Origin of the sequence: Arthrobacter sp. YAF16 (assembly GCF_052113385.1) — a bacterium.
Classification (GTDB): Bacteria; Actinomycetota; Actinomycetes; order Actinomycetales; family Micrococcaceae; genus Arthrobacter.
Genome location: NZ_JBFRDC010000001.1, coordinates 957,130 through 970,690 on the forward strand (window position 1 = coordinate 957,130; position 13,561 = coordinate 970,690).

The window sequence follows — 13,561 nt, forward strand, 5'->3', positions numbered from 1 at the left end:
TCTTCATTCCCAATGCCGGTTCAAAGCCTTAAACGAAGCTGCCCGGCCGGAGTCGTGGTGTTCCACCTCCGGCCGGGCAGCCTGGTCTTACTTACGTGCGAATGCCTGCTTGAGCAGGGCATCCTGCTCGGCTGCGTGGCGCTTCATCGAACCTGCCGCGGTCGAAGCCGAGGCCGGCCGGGAGACGAGGCGCACGCGCCGGTCCAGCGCATCCGGCAGGTTCAGGCCGATGAACGGCCACGGTCCCTGGTTGGCGGGCTCGTCCTGGGCCCAGACAACGTCGGCGTTCGGGTACTTGGCCAGCTCGGCGGCGATTTCCGCTGCGGGCAGCGGGTAGAGCTGTTCGACCCGGATGATCGCAGTCGTCGTGTCGCCGGTCTTCTGCCGGGTGGACAGCAGGTCGTAGTACAGGCGGCCGGAGACCAGCAGGACGCGTTCGACGGCGTCGGCCTGCAGCTGCTCGTGCTCGGGGATGACCGGGCGGAAGGTGCCCGTGGTGAAGTCTTCCACCGAGGACGCGGCAGCCTTGAGGCGCAGGAGCTGCTTCGGGGTGAAAATGATCAGCGGCTTGCGCGGCCTGCTGTACGCCTGGCGGCGGAGCAGGTGGAAGTGCGAGGCCGGCGTCGTGGGGTTGGCCACGATCATGTTCTCCTCAGCGCAGAGCTGCAGGAAGCGTTCGATCCGTGCCGAGGAGTGGTCCGGGCCCTGGCCCTCGTAGCCGTGCGGCAGCATGAGCACCAGCGACGAGCGCTGGCCCCACTTCTGCTCGGCCGAGGAGATGAACTCATCGATGATGGTCTGCGCGCCGTTGACGAAGTCACCGAACTGCGCTTCCCAGAGCACCAGCGCGTCCGGGCGCTCGACGGAGTAGCCGTATTCGAAGCCCATGGCCGCGTATTCGGACAGGAGCGAGTCGTAGATCCAGAGCTTGGCCTGGTCGTCGGAGAGGTGGGCCAGCGGCATCCACTCGTCGCCGTTGGCGCGGTCGTGGAAGACGGCGTGGCGCTGCACGAAGGTGCCGCGGCGCGAGTCCTGGCCGGCGAGCCGGACCGGGACGCCCTCCATGCTGAGCGAGCCGAAGGCCGCGAGTTCGCCGAAGCCCCAGTCGATGCCGCCTTCGCGGGACATCTGCTCACGCTTCTCGAGCAGCTGCTTGAGCTTGGCGTGCACCGTGAAGCCCTCGGGGAATTGGACGTGCGCCTTGCCGATCCGGGCCAGCATCTCGGTGGAGATCGCGGTGGATTCCGGGGCGCTGATGCCCGAGTCGGACTGCTGGGCGGAGGGCCGTTCCAGATCGGACACCGCGGCGGAATCTGCGGTGATGATCGGGATCGGGGACGTCTGCGCGGCGTGGGTCTCGGCGAAGACGCGCTCGAGGCGTTCCTGGTAGTCGCGGAGCAGCTGCTCGGCTTCTTCCTCGGTGATGTCGCCGCGGCCGATCAGCGACTCGGTGTAGAGCTTGCGGACCGACCGCTTGGCCTCGATCAGGTTGTACATCAGCGGCTGCGTCATCGAAGGGTCGTCGCCCTCGTTGTGGCCGCGGCGGCGGTAGCAGACCATGTCGATGACAACGTCCTTGTGGAACCGCTGGCGGAACTCGTAGGCGAGCTGGCCGATGCGGACCACTGCCTCCGGGTCGTCGCCGTTCACGTGGAACACCGGCGCCTGGATCATCTTGGCGACGTCCGTCGAGTAGGTGGAGGAACGCGACGAGGACGGCGCCGTGGTGAAGCCGACCTGGTTGTTGACCACCACGTGGATGGTGCCGCCGGTGCGGTAGCCGCGCAGCTGGGAGAGGTTGAGCGTTTCCGCCACAACGCCCTGGCCGGCGAAGGCGGCGTCACCGTGGACCATGATCGGCAGCACGGGGAAGGCCTCGCCCGCGTCCAGGCGGTCCTGCTTGGCGCGGACGATGCCTTCGAGGACGGAGTCCACGGCCTCGAGGTGCGAGGGGTTGGCGGCGAGGTAGACCTTGGTCTCCTTGCCGTTGTCCGAGGTGAAGGTGCCCTCGGTGCCGAGGTGGTACTTCACATCGCCCGAGCCCTGCACGGAGCGCGGATCCTGGGTGCCCTCGAATTCGCGGAAGACCTGGGCGTAGGTCTTGCCGGCGATGTTGGTGAGCACGTTGAGGCGGCCGCGGTGGGCCATGCCGATGGCTACTTCGTCGAGTTCGTCGTCGGCGGCGTCAGAGATGATGGCGTCCAGCAGCGGGATCAGCGACTCGCCGCCCTCGAGCGAGAAGCGCTTCTGGCCGACGAACTTCGTCTGAAGGAAGGTCTCGAAAGCCTCCGCCGCGTTGAGCTTGGAGACGATCCGGAGCTGTTCGTCACGGCTCGGCTTGGAGTAGGGGTGCTCCAGCTGGTCCTGGAACCACTTGCGCTCTTCGGGATCCTGGATGTGCATGTACTCGATGCCCGTGGTGCGGCAGTACGCGTCGCGGAGCACACCGAGGATGTCGCGGAACTTCAGCATCGGCTTGCCGCCGAAGCCGCCGGTGGGCCATTCACGGTCCAGGTCCCACAGCGTCAGGCCGTAAGTCAGGACGTCGAGGTCCGGGTGCTTGCGCTGCACGTACTCGAGCGGATCGGTGTCCGCCATGAGGTGGCCGCGGACGCGGTAGGAGTGGATGAGCTGCTGGATCCGGGCGACCTTGTTGATCTCGTCCGCCGGGTCCACCTGCAGGTCCGGGCTCCAGCGCACGGGCTCGTAAGGGATGCGCAGGGATTCGAAAATCTCGTCGTAGAAGTTCTGCGCGCCGAGCAGGAGCTGGTGCACGAGCTTGAGGAACTCGCCGCTGCCGGCACCCTGGATGACGCGGTGGTCATAGGTGGAGGTCAGGGTGAGGACCTTACTGATGGCGTTGTGCGCAATGATCTTCTCGCTGGCGCCCTGGAACTCGGCCGGGTAGTCAAGGGCGCCGACGCCGATGATGGCGGCCTGGCCCTTGGAGAGGCGGGGGACCGAGTGCACGGTGCCGATGCCGCCGGGGTTGGTCAGCGAGACCGTGGTGCCCGAGTGGTCGTCCGCGGTCAGCTTGCCGTTGCGGGCGCGCTTGATCAGGTCCTCGTAGGTGTGCCAGAACTCGGAGAAGTTGAGGGTCTCAGCCTTCTTGATGTTCGGCACCATGAGCAGGCGGGTGCCGTCCGGCTTGGGCATGTCGATGGCGATGCCGAAGTTCACGTGCGCGGGCTGCACGGCCACGGGCTTGCCGTCGACGACGTCGTAGTAGACGTTCATCGAGGGGAACTGGGCCAGCGCCCGGATGACGGCGTAGCCGATCAGGTGCGTGAAGGAGACCTTGCCGCCGCGGGCGCGGGCGAGGTTGGAGTTGATGACCACGCGGTTGTCGATCAGCAGCTTGGCGGGGATGGCCCGGACGCTCGTCGCGGTGGGGACCTCCAGGCTGGTGACCATGTTGGCCGCGATGGCTTTCGCCGGGCCGCGCAGCACGGAGACGACGTCTTCTTCCGGCGCGGTGGGGGCCTTAACGTTCTTGGGCAGCTGGGCCGGGATAGGGGTGCCGGCGCCGGGCTCGGCGGTCTTCGAACCGTCGCGGGCGACGGTGGCCGGCGCCTTCTGGGATGCGGCTGCGGCGGGAGCGGGCGCAGCGGCAGGGGCCGGGGCGGCGGCCGGGGCAGCAGGGGCTGCCGGTGCCGGGGCAGCAGGAGCAGACGCAGCGGACGGTGCTACGACGGGAAGCTCACGGGTGGAAGGGTGCGCGGCGGCCGTTGCCGAGGCGCCGTTGGTCGAGGAACCGTCGCTGGCATCGAAGGACTCGAAAAGCGGCCACCACTTGGCGTCTACCGTGTTCTTGTCCTGCTGGTACCGCTCGTACAGTTCGTCAACGAGCCACTCGTTTCCGCCAAATTCCTCGGGTAGACGGTGGCTAGGCTGCTCTGGCACTTGAAATACGCCTCTTCCATGAGTTTGATTCCCGCTGGTTTCCACGGTGCCGCAGCACGTCAATCGAACCAGTTCTCCGCGTCCAGTGAACCCAGACCTTTGCCAGTCTAGTGACGATTCCGGCCAAACCGCCAATAAGGGTGACTCAAATCATCCACGAGCCGCAACGCCGTCCGATCCGGCCCGGCGGACCGCCCCCGGGCCGGAACTGCCCCGCCGCCCGAGTGCCTCTAGAATCACAACCGAGACCCTCTATGAAGGAGCAGCCGTGCGTTTTTTGAGTGAGCCGACCACCGACCTGACCTATTCGGACATCTTCCTGGTGCCATCCCGCTCCGACGTCACCTCGCGGCTGGACGTGGATCTGTCGGCGGACGACGGGACCGGTTCCACCATCCCGCTGGTCGTCGCGAACATGACCGCCGTGACCGGGAAACGGATGGCCGAGACGATGGCACGCCGCGGTGGCCTGGCGGTCCTTCCGCAGGACGTGCCGCTGGACGTGCTTCGGAGCGTCACGGCCTGGGTCAAGGCCCGGCACGCGGTCTTTGAGACGCCGGTCAGCCTGCGCGCCTCGAACACCGTGATCGATGCCCTGCACCTGATGGGCAAGCGTCCGCACGGCGCGGTGGTGGTTGTGGACGACGCCGGCGCCGTCGCCGGCGTCGTCCGGGCCGCGGACTTCGAGGGCCAGGACCGTTTCGCTTCCCTTGCCTCCGTGATGCGCCACCAGCCGCTCGTGCTCGACGCCGCGGAGTTCGACGCCGACGGCGCAGCTGATTCCGGGGCCATGGCGCTCTCCCTGCGCCGCGCCTTCGACGCCATGGACGCCGCCGGTACCGACTTCGCGCCCGTCCAGCAGGACGGTGTGCTGGCCGGCGTCCTGACCCGCAAGGGCGCCCTGCGCTCCACCCTGTACCGGCCCTCCCTCGACGACGGGGGTGCGCTCAAGGTGGCCGCCGCCGTCGGCATTAACGGCGACGTCGCCGGCCGGGCGTCAGAACTGCTCGCGGCCGGAGTTAACGTGCTGGTGCTGGACACCGCCCACGGCCACCAGCAGAAGATGTTCGACGCCCTGGCCGCGGTCCGCAGTCTGGACCCCGGAGTGCCGGTCGTGGCCGGCAATGTGGTCACCGCCGAGGCCACCCGCGAGCTGATCCAGGCCGGCGCGGACATCGTCAAGGTCGGTGTGGGACCGGGCGCCATGTGCACCACCCGGATGATGACGGCGGTCGGCCGTCCGCAGTTCTCCGCCGTGCTGGAGTGCTCGGCCGCGGCACGCGACGCCGGCGGCAGGGTCTGGGCCGACGGCGGAGTCCGTTACCCCCGCGACGTGGCGCTGGCCCTCGCGGCCGGCGCGAGCCAGGTCATGATCGGCTCCTGGTTCGCCGGGACGCACGAGAGCCCGGGGGACCTGCAACTGGACGCCAACGGCCGCCAGTTCAAGGAGAGCTTCGGGATGGCCTCGGCGCGGGCGGTGCAGAACCGCAACCAGCGCGAGGGCGCATTCGAAAAGGACCGGAAAGCCCTGTTCGAGGAAGGCATCTCCACCTCCCGGATGTACCTCGACTCCGCCCGCCCCGGGGTGGAGGACCTGCTCGACATGATCACCGCGGGGCTGCGCAGTTCGATGAGCTACGCCGGTGCCGCCGATCTCGCGGCGTTCCGGGAGCGGGCCGTAGCCGGCATCCAGTCCGCGGCGGGCTACGAGGAAGGCCGCCCGGTGCCGCAGAGCTGGTGAACCGAAACCTGTAGACTGAAATTCTTATGGACAGTAAATCTAGGTGCCGGCCTGGGGGCTGTCAGCGCGGAACGGAATCCGTTCCCGCCCAGTCCACCCGCAGAGCCGGCAAACCCCGTTCACGCGCCCATCACTCTTCCGCTGCACGGAACGCATCGTTCCACGGACAGAGTGCCCTACAGGAAACAGGGTCGGCCGCGGCTGACCATCCTCCGCCGGGACGTTTCCCCCGGCCAGCTCTTCTCCGCTCCGAAGCGGGCCGCTAAATGGAGTGGCTACTGCTCGGAGCTGGACTGCTCCTCATCCTCGGCACCGGCTTTTTCGTCGCCGTTGAATTCTCCCTGGTTGCCCTCGACCAGGCCACCGTGCAGCGCGCCGTGGACAACGGCGACGCCGCCGCCGCGCCGCTGCTGAAGTGCCTGAAATCCCTGTCCACGCAGCTCTCCAGCTGCCAGCTCGGCATCACCCTGACCACCCTGCTCACCGGCTACGTGATGGAACCCTCGGTGGGCAAGTTGCTGGAGGGCCCGCTGGCCGCGCTCGGGCTGCCCGAAGCGGCCGCCACCTCGGTCTCGCTGGTCCTCGCAATGGCTCTGGCGACCCTGCTGTCGATGCTGATCGGCGAACTGGTCCCGAAGAACATGGCGATCGCACTCTCCTTCCCGGTCGGCAAGGCCCTCGCGCGGCCGCAGCTGGTCTTCACCGCAATCTTCAAGCCCGCCATCGTCGTGCTCAACGGCTTCTCCAACAAGGTACTGAATGTTTTCGGCCTCGAGGCCAAAGAGGAAATCTCTGGCGCCCGCACCCCGGCCGAGCTCGCCTCGCTGGTGCGCCGCTCGGCCGCGATGGGAACCCTGGACGAACGGACCGCCAACTTCATCTCCCGCACCCTGAAGTTCTCCGGGCGGACGGCCGCGGACGTGATGACGCCCCGGATCCGGGTGGAGACCATTGACGGACATCAGCCGGTCTCGGACATTGTGGAGGCAGCCAAACGCACCGGCTACTCCCGCTTTCCCGTGATCGGCGAGTCCTCGGACGACATCCGCGGGGTGGTGCACGTCAAGAAGGCCATCGCCGTTCCGGTGGACCGGCGCGCCAACCTTGAAGCCGGAGCGATCATGACCGAGGTGCTCCGCGTGCCGGAAACCATCCACCTGGACGGGCTGCTCGCCGAACTGCGCGAAGGCAATTTGCAGCTCGCCGTGGTGCTGGACGAGTACGGCGGAACTGCCGGGATCGCCACCCTGGAAGACCTCGTGGAAGAAATCGTCGGGGAAGTGGCCGACGAACATGACAAGGTCCGCCCCGGGCTGCTGCAGAGCGCTTCGGGGGACTGGTACTTCCCGGGCCTGTTGCGCCCGGACGAACTCTCCGAACAGATCCCGGGCCTCACCGTGCCGGATGAGGCGGCCTACGAGACGGTCGGCGGCTACGTCATGAGCCAGCTCGGACGCATCGCGGCCGTGGGCGACACCGTCGACGTCGGCGGCGGAAAGCTCAGCGTCACCCGTATGGACGGACGCCGGATCGACCGCATCTGCTTCAAGCCCGCGCCGCCGGAGCACGAGCCGCACAGCGGCAACAACGGGCGCATTGACGCTGCCGGAAAGGCCGGTGCCGCATGAGCGACTGGCTGGGAATACTCTGGCTCGCGATACTGCTGCTGGGCAACGCGTTCTTCGTCGCGGCGGAATTCGCCGTCATGTCCGCCCGCCGCAGCCAAATCGAGCCCCTCGCCGAGTCCGGGTCCAAGCGGGCCCAGACCACGCTGCGGGCCATGGAAAACGTCTCGCTCATGCTGGCCTGCGCCCAGCTCGGGATCACGGTCTGCTCGCTACTGATCCTGCAGGTGGCCGAGCCGGCCATCCACCACCTCATGGCCGTTCCGCTGGAGGCGCTCGGTGTCCCGATGGAGATGGCCGACGTCGTGGCCTTCGCCATCGCGCTGCTGGCGGTCACCTTCCTGCACGTGACTTTCGGCGAGATGGTGCCGAAGAACATCTCCGTCTCGGTGGCGGACAAGGCGGCCCTGCTGCTGGCCCCGCCGCTGATCTTCATTGCCCGGGCGGTCAAGCCGGCGATCGTGGCCCTCAACTGGTCCGCGAACCACATCCTGAAGCTGATGCGGATCGAGCCGAAGGACGAGGTGACCTCCTCCTTCACGCTTGAGGAAGTCCAGTCGATCGTGCAGGAGTCCACCCGGCACGGCCTGGTGGACGACGACGCGGGACTGATCACGGGTGCGCTGGAGTTCTCTGAACATACTGCGTCCCAGGTCATGGTTCCGTTGGACAAACTCGTGATGCTCAAAGCCGCCACGACGCCGGAGGAGTTCGAGAAGGCGGTCAGCCGCACCGGTTTTTCCCGCTTCCCGATGCTCGACGACGAGGGCATGCTCTCCGGCTACCTCCACATCAAGGACGTGCTGTCGATCCCGGAGGCCGGCTACCAGCACCCGATCGCGGAAAGCCGCATCCGCTCCCTGGCCAACCTGGCTATGGAAGACGAGATTGAGAAGGCGATGTCCGTCATGCAGCGCACCGGTTCACACCTTGCCCGTGTGATTGGTCCTGATGGGCACACCCAGGGCGTGCTGTTCCTGGAGGACGTGATCGAGCAGCTGGTGGGGGAGATCCGGGACGCCACGCAGGCAACCGGCTACCGCAGGCTCGGACAGGACTAGCGGAGGCAGGCAACACGGGTCTGACCCTAAATAGGAATGATTCCCATTTAGGGTTAGACTCGTTGTATTGCTAATGCTTCTCAATAACAGATCCGAGGTATTTCCGTGCGCCGTTCTGCCGCCGCTCTTCTCCTTGCCGGCCTCAGCACCCTCCTGCTGACGGCCTGCGGTCCGACCTCGGCCGGCGACCGGCCCGGTGCGGGCGATGGCGTCGTTGAGGTGGTGGCCTCCACCAGCGTGTACGGCGACATCGTCCGCAGCGTCGGCGGCGACAAGGTGCGGGTCACCTCGATCATCAGCCGGACCAGCCAGGATCCGCACTCCTACGAGGCCACCACGCAGGACAAACTGGCCGTCTCCAAGGCCGAACTGGTGGTGGAGAACGGTGGCGGCTACGACGATTTCCTGGACAAGCTGGCCGGGGACACCGGGCTGGACGGGAAGGACCTGCTCAACGCCGTCAAGGTCTCGGGGCTGGACTCCGGGAGCTCAACCGCGTTCAACGAACACGTCTGGTACAGCCCCGCCGCGATGAGCCGGCTGGCCGACGCGCTGGCGGAGAAGCTGGGCGCCCTCGAGCCTTCCTCGGCCGGAGACTTCCGGAACAACGCCGCGGCCCTGAAGAAGGAGCTCGGCGGACTGGAAACCCGGCTGTCGGCGCTCAAGGCCTCGGCGGCCCGCGGCGGCGTCGCCGTCACGGAACCCGTGCCGCTCTACCTGTTGGAAGCCGCGGGCCTGCAGAACCGGACGCCGGCCGAATACAGCGCCGCCATCGAAGCCGGCTCGGATGTTCCACCCGCCGTGCTCCGCTCCGCAATCGACGTCGTGAAGTCCGGCGGGATCCGTCTGCTGGCCTACAACCCGCAGACGGAGGGACCGCAGACCCGCGCGCTCAAGGACGCCGCCGTCGCCGCGGGTGTTCCCGTGGTGGACTTCAGCGAGACCCTGCCCGAGGGCAAAGGGTACCTGCAGTGGATGTCCGACAACGTGGACAACCTGGCCAAGGCCCTTGCCCGGGGCTAGCCCGGCCTAAGATAATCGCAACGGCGTGGGCACCTGGCCTAAGCAGAAATCGAGGAATACCCAGTTGACACCCGTAGTGAGCCTGCGCGGAGCCTCCCTCACGTTCGGCAACCGGACCTTGTGGGAGAACCTGGACCTGGATATCAGCCCCGGGGAATTCTTTGCCGTCCTCGGCCCCAACGGCAGCGGCAAGACGACCTTCCTCAAGGTCCTGCTCGGCCTGCAGGAACTGAGCTCCGGGACCGCCGTGCTGGACGGCCGGCCCATTGCCCGGGGCAGCCGGCGGATCGGCTACGTCCCGCAGCAGGAATCGTTCGACCCGGACACCCCGCTGCGTGCCCGGGACCTGGTGGGGCTCGGCGTCGACGGTCACCGCTGGGGGATCCGCCTCGGCGGGGCCAAGGTGAACCGCAGGATCGACGGGCTGCTTGCCGAGGTAGGTGCGCAGGATTACGCCAAGGTCCCGGTGGGAAAGCTCTCCGGCGGTGAGCAGCAGCGGCTGCGCGTGGCCCAGGCCCTCGCCACGGAGCCCAGGGTGCTGCTGTGCGATGAACCGCTGCTTTCGCTGGACCTGCATCATCAGCAGGCGGTCAGCGCGCTGATCAATAAGCAGTGCCACGAGCAGGACAGTGCGGTGATCTTTGTGACCCACGAGATCAACCCGATCATGGACTACGTGGACCGTGTGCTCTACCTGGCCGGCGGCCGTTTCCGGGTGGGCACGCCCGAGGAAGTCATGACCACGGAGGTGCTGTCGGATCTGTACGGCAGCCATGTGGAAGTGATCCGCGCCAACGGCCGGCTGATCGTGGTGGGCCTGCCGGACGCGACGACGCACCACCACGAGGACGCCCACTCGATCGCAGGGGAGGTGGGCTAGATGGATCTGGACAGCGTGCTCCATGCGATCTTCAACTTCGAGAACTACGGCGAACTACTGGTGCTGGTGCAGAACTCCATCTGGGCCGGCGCGGTGCTGGGCCTGCTCGGCGGCCTGGTGGGCACCTTTGTGATGAAGCGTGACCTCGCCTTCGCGGTGCACGGCATCTCCGAGCTCTCCTTCGCCGGCGCGGCCTTCGCCCTGCTGGTCGGCGCCGACGTGGTGTTCGGCTCGCTCGCCGGATCGGTGGTGGCGGCGCTGCTGCTGGGCCTGATGGGGGTCCGGGCCAGGGACAAGAACTCCACCATCGGGGTGCTCATGCCGTTCGGCCTGGGCCTGGGCATTCTTTTCCTCTCGCTCTACGAGGGCCGGGCCGCGAACAAGTTCGGCCTGCTCACCGGCCAGATCGTGTCCGTAGGCACCGTGCAGCTGCAGGTCCTGGCGGTTGCCGCCGTCGTCGTTATGCTGGCGCTGATCGCCATCTGGCGGCCGCTGACCTTCGCGAGCGTGGACCCCCGGGTGGCCGCCGCGCGGGGTGTCCCGGTGCGCGGGCTGGCGCTGGGCTTCATGCTGCTGCTGGGCGTGAGCGTGGCCCTGTCCATCCAGATCGTCGGCGCGCTGCTGGTACTGGCGCTGCTGATCACTCCGGCCGCCGCCGCACTGCGGGTGACCTCGTCGCCGCGGCTCGTGGTGCTCCTCAGCGTGGTCTTCGCGGTGACGGCAACGGTGGGCGGGATACTGCTGGCGCTCGGCGGGCGGCTCCCGATCAGCCCCTACGTCACCACGCTGTCCTTCCTGATCTACGTGGTGTGCCGGGTGATCGGCGGCATCCGGGACCGGCGCGGTGACAGCGGCCGGATGGTGCCGGAGACAACATGAGTAATGGGATTGCCGTCCGGGAGGCTGACCCTCGGCTGGGAACCCGGGTGACAGGGCCAACCGTCTTTTTCTAGCGGCCGGCCTGCAGGGCCGTGCAGTCGGGGCACAGCCCGAAGATCTCCACAGTGTGCTCGACGGCGGTGAAGCCGTGCTCGCTCGCGATCCGCGCCGCCCAGGCCTCGACGGCGGGTGCTTCCACTTCGACGGCCTTGCCGCAATTGCGGCACAGCAGGTGGTGGTGGTGTCCGGTGACCGCGCAGCGCCGGTAGACAGCCTCGCCGTCGGCGTTCCGCAGCACGTCCACCAGGCCGTCGTCGGCGAGGGACTGCAGGATCCGATAAGAGGTGGCGAGCGACACCGAGGTGCCCCGCTCCTGCAGGATGCGGTGCAGCTCCTGCGTGCTGACGAAGTCGGCCAGCTCGTCCAGCGCGGCGCTGACGGCCAGCCGCTGCTTAGTGACGCGTTGCTCTTTGCCCGGTTCCTTGCCCGCCGGCTGTTCCTTGCTGCCGGCGGCGGCTGCGGCCTCGGCCGGTGCCTGGCTGCCGCTGGTTGTGGCGCCCTGGGACATGGGGGAACTCGCTTCGCTGGGGGTCTTGCTGCGGGTAGTGGCAGGCTCCCAGATTACCAGCCGGGCCACGTGGACACCGCTTCGCAAGGCACCATAGGCTGGCCGGATGAAGCTGACGAAATTCACCCACGCCTGCGTCCGTCTCGAAAAGGAAGGCCGCGTGCTGGTGCTGGATCCGGGGACTTTTTCCGAGGCTGAGCAGGCCCTCGCCGGCGTGGACGCGGTCCTGATCACCCATGAGCACGCGGACCACGTCGACGTCGACGCAGTCACCGACGCCCTGCTGGAGAACACGGAGCTGCAGCTCTTCGCTCCCGACGGCGTGGCGTCCCAATTGCGCGGCAAAGCGCCCGCGGCTGCGGAACGAATCAACACTGTGGCAGCGGGGGAAGACTTCGAGACGGCCGGTTTTGCCATCCGGAGCTTCGGCGGCCAGCATGCCCTCATCCATCCGCAGATCCCGGTGGTCGCCAATGTCGGTTATTTGGTCGACTCCAACGTCTACCACCCGGGCGATTCCTTCGCGATCCCGGACGGCGTCGACGTGCAGACCCTGCTGGTGCCGATCCACGCCCCGTGGAACAAGGTGGGTGAAGTGGTGGACTTCGTGATCGGCGTGCGCGCGCCGCGGGCTTTCCCGATCCACGACGCCCTGCTGAACGACACGGGACGCGGTCTGGTGGAAGGGCACGTCACGAGGATCGGCGCCAGGTACGGCACCGAATACCGGCATCTCTCCAGCGGCGATTCGGTGGAGGTGTAGGTTCCGCTACCGGTTAGGCGGGCCAGGTTCCGCTGGCGAAGAACTCGCGGAGGGTGGCCTCGTGCGGTGCCGGATCCAGGCCCTGTTCCTGCAGCCACTCCGGGCTGTAGTAGTTGCCGGAGTAGCGGTCGCCGGCGTCGCACATCAATGACACCACGCTGCCGCGGCGCCCCTCGGCGATCATCTCGGCGATGAGCTGCCACACGCCCCAGAGGTTCGTGCCGGTGGACGGGCCTGCGTGCAGCCCGGCGTAATCGCGCAGGTGGCGCATGGCCGCCACCGAGGCGGCATCCGGCACTTGGATCATGTGGTCGATCACGGCCGGCACGAAGCTCGGCTCCAGCCGGGGCCGGCCGATGCCCTCGATCCGGGACGGCAGGCCGGTCGCACCAGCTGTAGCGCCGTCGTCCCGGCTGGCTATCCAGCCGGGGAAGAACGCGGAATTCTCCGGGTCGACGACGGCGAGGCCGGTGTCGTGCCGTTGGTAGCGCAGGTAGCGGCCGATCGTCGCGCTGGTCCCGCCGGTGCCGGCGCCCACGACGATCCAGCGGGGGACCGGGTGCTCTTCGAGCGCCAGCTGGCCGAAGATCGACTCGGCGATGTTGTTGTTGCCCCGCCAGTCGGTGGCGCGCTCTGCGTAGGTGAACTGGTCCATGTAGTGGCCGCCGGTGCTGCTGGCCAGGTCCTCGGCCGCCGCGTAGACCTCGGAGGCGTGGTCCACCAAGTGGCACGAGCCGCCGAACTGTTCGATCAGCGCGATCTTCTCGCGGCTGGTGGTCCGGGTCATGACGGCGATGAACGGCAACCCCAGCAGCTGCGCAAAGTAGGCCTCTGAGACGGCCGTGCTGCCGCTGGAGGCTTCCACGATGGTGGTCCCTTGGCGGATCCAGCCGTTGACCAGGCCGAAGAGGAACAGCGAACGGGCGAGCCTGTGCTTGAGGCTTCCTGTGCGGTGGGTGGATTCGTCTTTCAGGTACAGCTGGACGCCCCAGTGCTCCGGCAGGGGTACCGAATAGAGGTGGGTGTCGGCTGATCTGTTGTTCTCGGCATTGATCCGGCGGATGGCTTCGTCGGCCCAAACCCGGTCCTGCTGGCGCACTCTTGTCACCGCACCAGCC

The 13,561-nt window shown here is 67.6% G+C and carries 10 protein-coding genes; 7 read left to right on the plus strand and 3 right to left on the minus strand.

Going from position 1 to position 13,561, the window contains the following annotated elements; all coding sequences use genetic code 11:
• Positions 1-87: 87 nt before the first annotated feature.
• Positions 88-3,903, minus strand: a complete 3,816-nt coding sequence (locus AB4Y91_RS04525) for a multifunctional oxoglutarate decarboxylase/oxoglutarate dehydrogenase thiamine pyrophosphate-binding subunit/dihydrolipoyllysine-residue succinyltransferase subunit (RefSeq protein ID WP_441417316.1) — start codon at positions 3,901-3,903, stop codon at positions 88-90.
• A 268-nt stretch (positions 3,904-4,171) separates the two neighbouring features.
• Here AB4Y91_RS04525 and AB4Y91_RS04530 point away from each other — a divergent pair, with 268 nt between their 5' ends.
• The 6 genes from AB4Y91_RS04530 to AB4Y91_RS04555 all read left to right on the plus strand — a co-directional run bounded on the left by AB4Y91_RS04530 (position 4,172) and on the right by AB4Y91_RS04555 (position 11,112).
• Positions 4,172-5,644, plus strand: coding sequence for a GuaB1 family IMP dehydrogenase-related protein (locus AB4Y91_RS04530; protein ID WP_441417317.1), 1,473 nt, complete (start codon positions 4,172-4,174; stop codon positions 5,642-5,644).
• A gap of 266 nt (positions 5,645-5,910) precedes the next feature.
• Positions 5,911-7,272 carry a hemolysin family protein gene (locus AB4Y91_RS04535; RefSeq protein WP_441417318.1) on the plus strand — a complete coding sequence of 454 codons (1,362 nt, stop codon included), beginning with the start codon at positions 5,911-5,913 and terminating at the stop codon, positions 7,270-7,272.
• Entirely contained in the window at positions 7,269-8,330 is a 1,062-nt protein-coding gene (locus AB4Y91_RS04540) for a hemolysin family protein (RefSeq protein ID WP_441417319.1), read from the plus strand. Before AB4Y91_RS04535 ends, AB4Y91_RS04540 begins: the two co-directional genes overlap by 4 nt.
• A gap of 105 nt (positions 8,331-8,435) precedes the next feature.
• Positions 8,436-9,353, plus strand: coding sequence for a metal ABC transporter solute-binding protein, Zn/Mn family (locus AB4Y91_RS04545; RefSeq protein WP_441417320.1), 918 nt, complete (start codon positions 8,436-8,438; stop codon positions 9,351-9,353).
• Between the two features lie 64 nt (positions 9,354-9,417).
• Positions 9,418-10,233 (plus strand): metal ABC transporter ATP-binding protein, encoded by an 816-nt coding sequence (locus AB4Y91_RS04550; RefSeq protein WP_441417321.1) that lies wholly within the window; start codon positions 9,418-9,420, stop codon positions 10,231-10,233.
• Positions 10,234-11,112 (plus strand): metal ABC transporter permease, encoded by an 879-nt coding sequence (locus tag AB4Y91_RS04555; RefSeq protein WP_441417322.1) that lies wholly within the window; start codon positions 10,234-10,236, stop codon positions 11,110-11,112. It begins immediately after the preceding gene.
• Positions 11,113-11,182: 70 nt separating this feature from the next.
• On the opposite strand, the gene AB4Y91_RS04560 is transcribed toward AB4Y91_RS04555, so the two are convergent.
• A complete protein-coding gene (locus AB4Y91_RS04560; protein ID WP_441417858.1) occupies positions 11,183-11,680 on the minus strand; it encodes a Fur family transcriptional regulator in 498 nt (165 codons plus the stop codon).
• A 106-nt stretch (positions 11,681-11,786) separates the two neighbouring features.
• Here AB4Y91_RS04560 and AB4Y91_RS04565 point away from each other — a divergent pair, with 106 nt between their 5' ends.
• Entirely contained in the window at positions 11,787-12,443 is a 657-nt protein-coding gene (locus AB4Y91_RS04565) for an MBL fold metallo-hydrolase (RefSeq protein WP_441417323.1), read from the plus strand.
• 13 nt (positions 12,444-12,456) lie between these two features.
• On the opposite strand, the gene AB4Y91_RS04570 is transcribed toward AB4Y91_RS04565, so the two are convergent.
• The gene (locus tag AB4Y91_RS04570) at positions 12,457-13,551 is read right to left on the minus strand and encodes a PLP-dependent cysteine synthase family protein (protein ID WP_441417324.1); all 1,095 of its coding nucleotides are present in this window, start codon (positions 13,549-13,551) and stop codon (positions 12,457-12,459) included.
• Between the last annotated feature and the right edge of the window lie 10 nt (positions 13,552-13,561).

What these genes read in the sequence shown, in the direction of transcription:
- AB4Y91_RS04535 (WP_441417318.1), top strand. Translation starts at nt 5,911, where the DNA reads ATGGAGTGGCTACTGCTCGGAGCTGGACTGCTCCTCATCCTCGGCACC.
- AB4Y91_RS04540 (WP_441417319.1), top strand. Translation starts at nt 7,269, where the DNA reads ATGAGCGACTGGCTGGGAATACTCTGGCTCGCGATACTGCTGCTGGGC.
- AB4Y91_RS04555 (WP_441417322.1), top strand. Translation starts at nt 10,234, where the DNA reads ATGGATCTGGACAGCGTGCTCCATGCGATCTTCAACTTCGAGAACTAC.
- AB4Y91_RS04560 (WP_441417858.1), bottom strand. Translation starts at nt 11,680, where the DNA reads ATGTCCCAGGGCGCCACAACCAGCGGCAGCCAGGCACCGGCCGAGGCC.
- AB4Y91_RS04565 (WP_441417323.1), top strand. Translation starts at nt 11,787, where the DNA reads ATGAAGCTGACGAAATTCACCCACGCCTGCGTCCGTCTCGAAAAGGAA.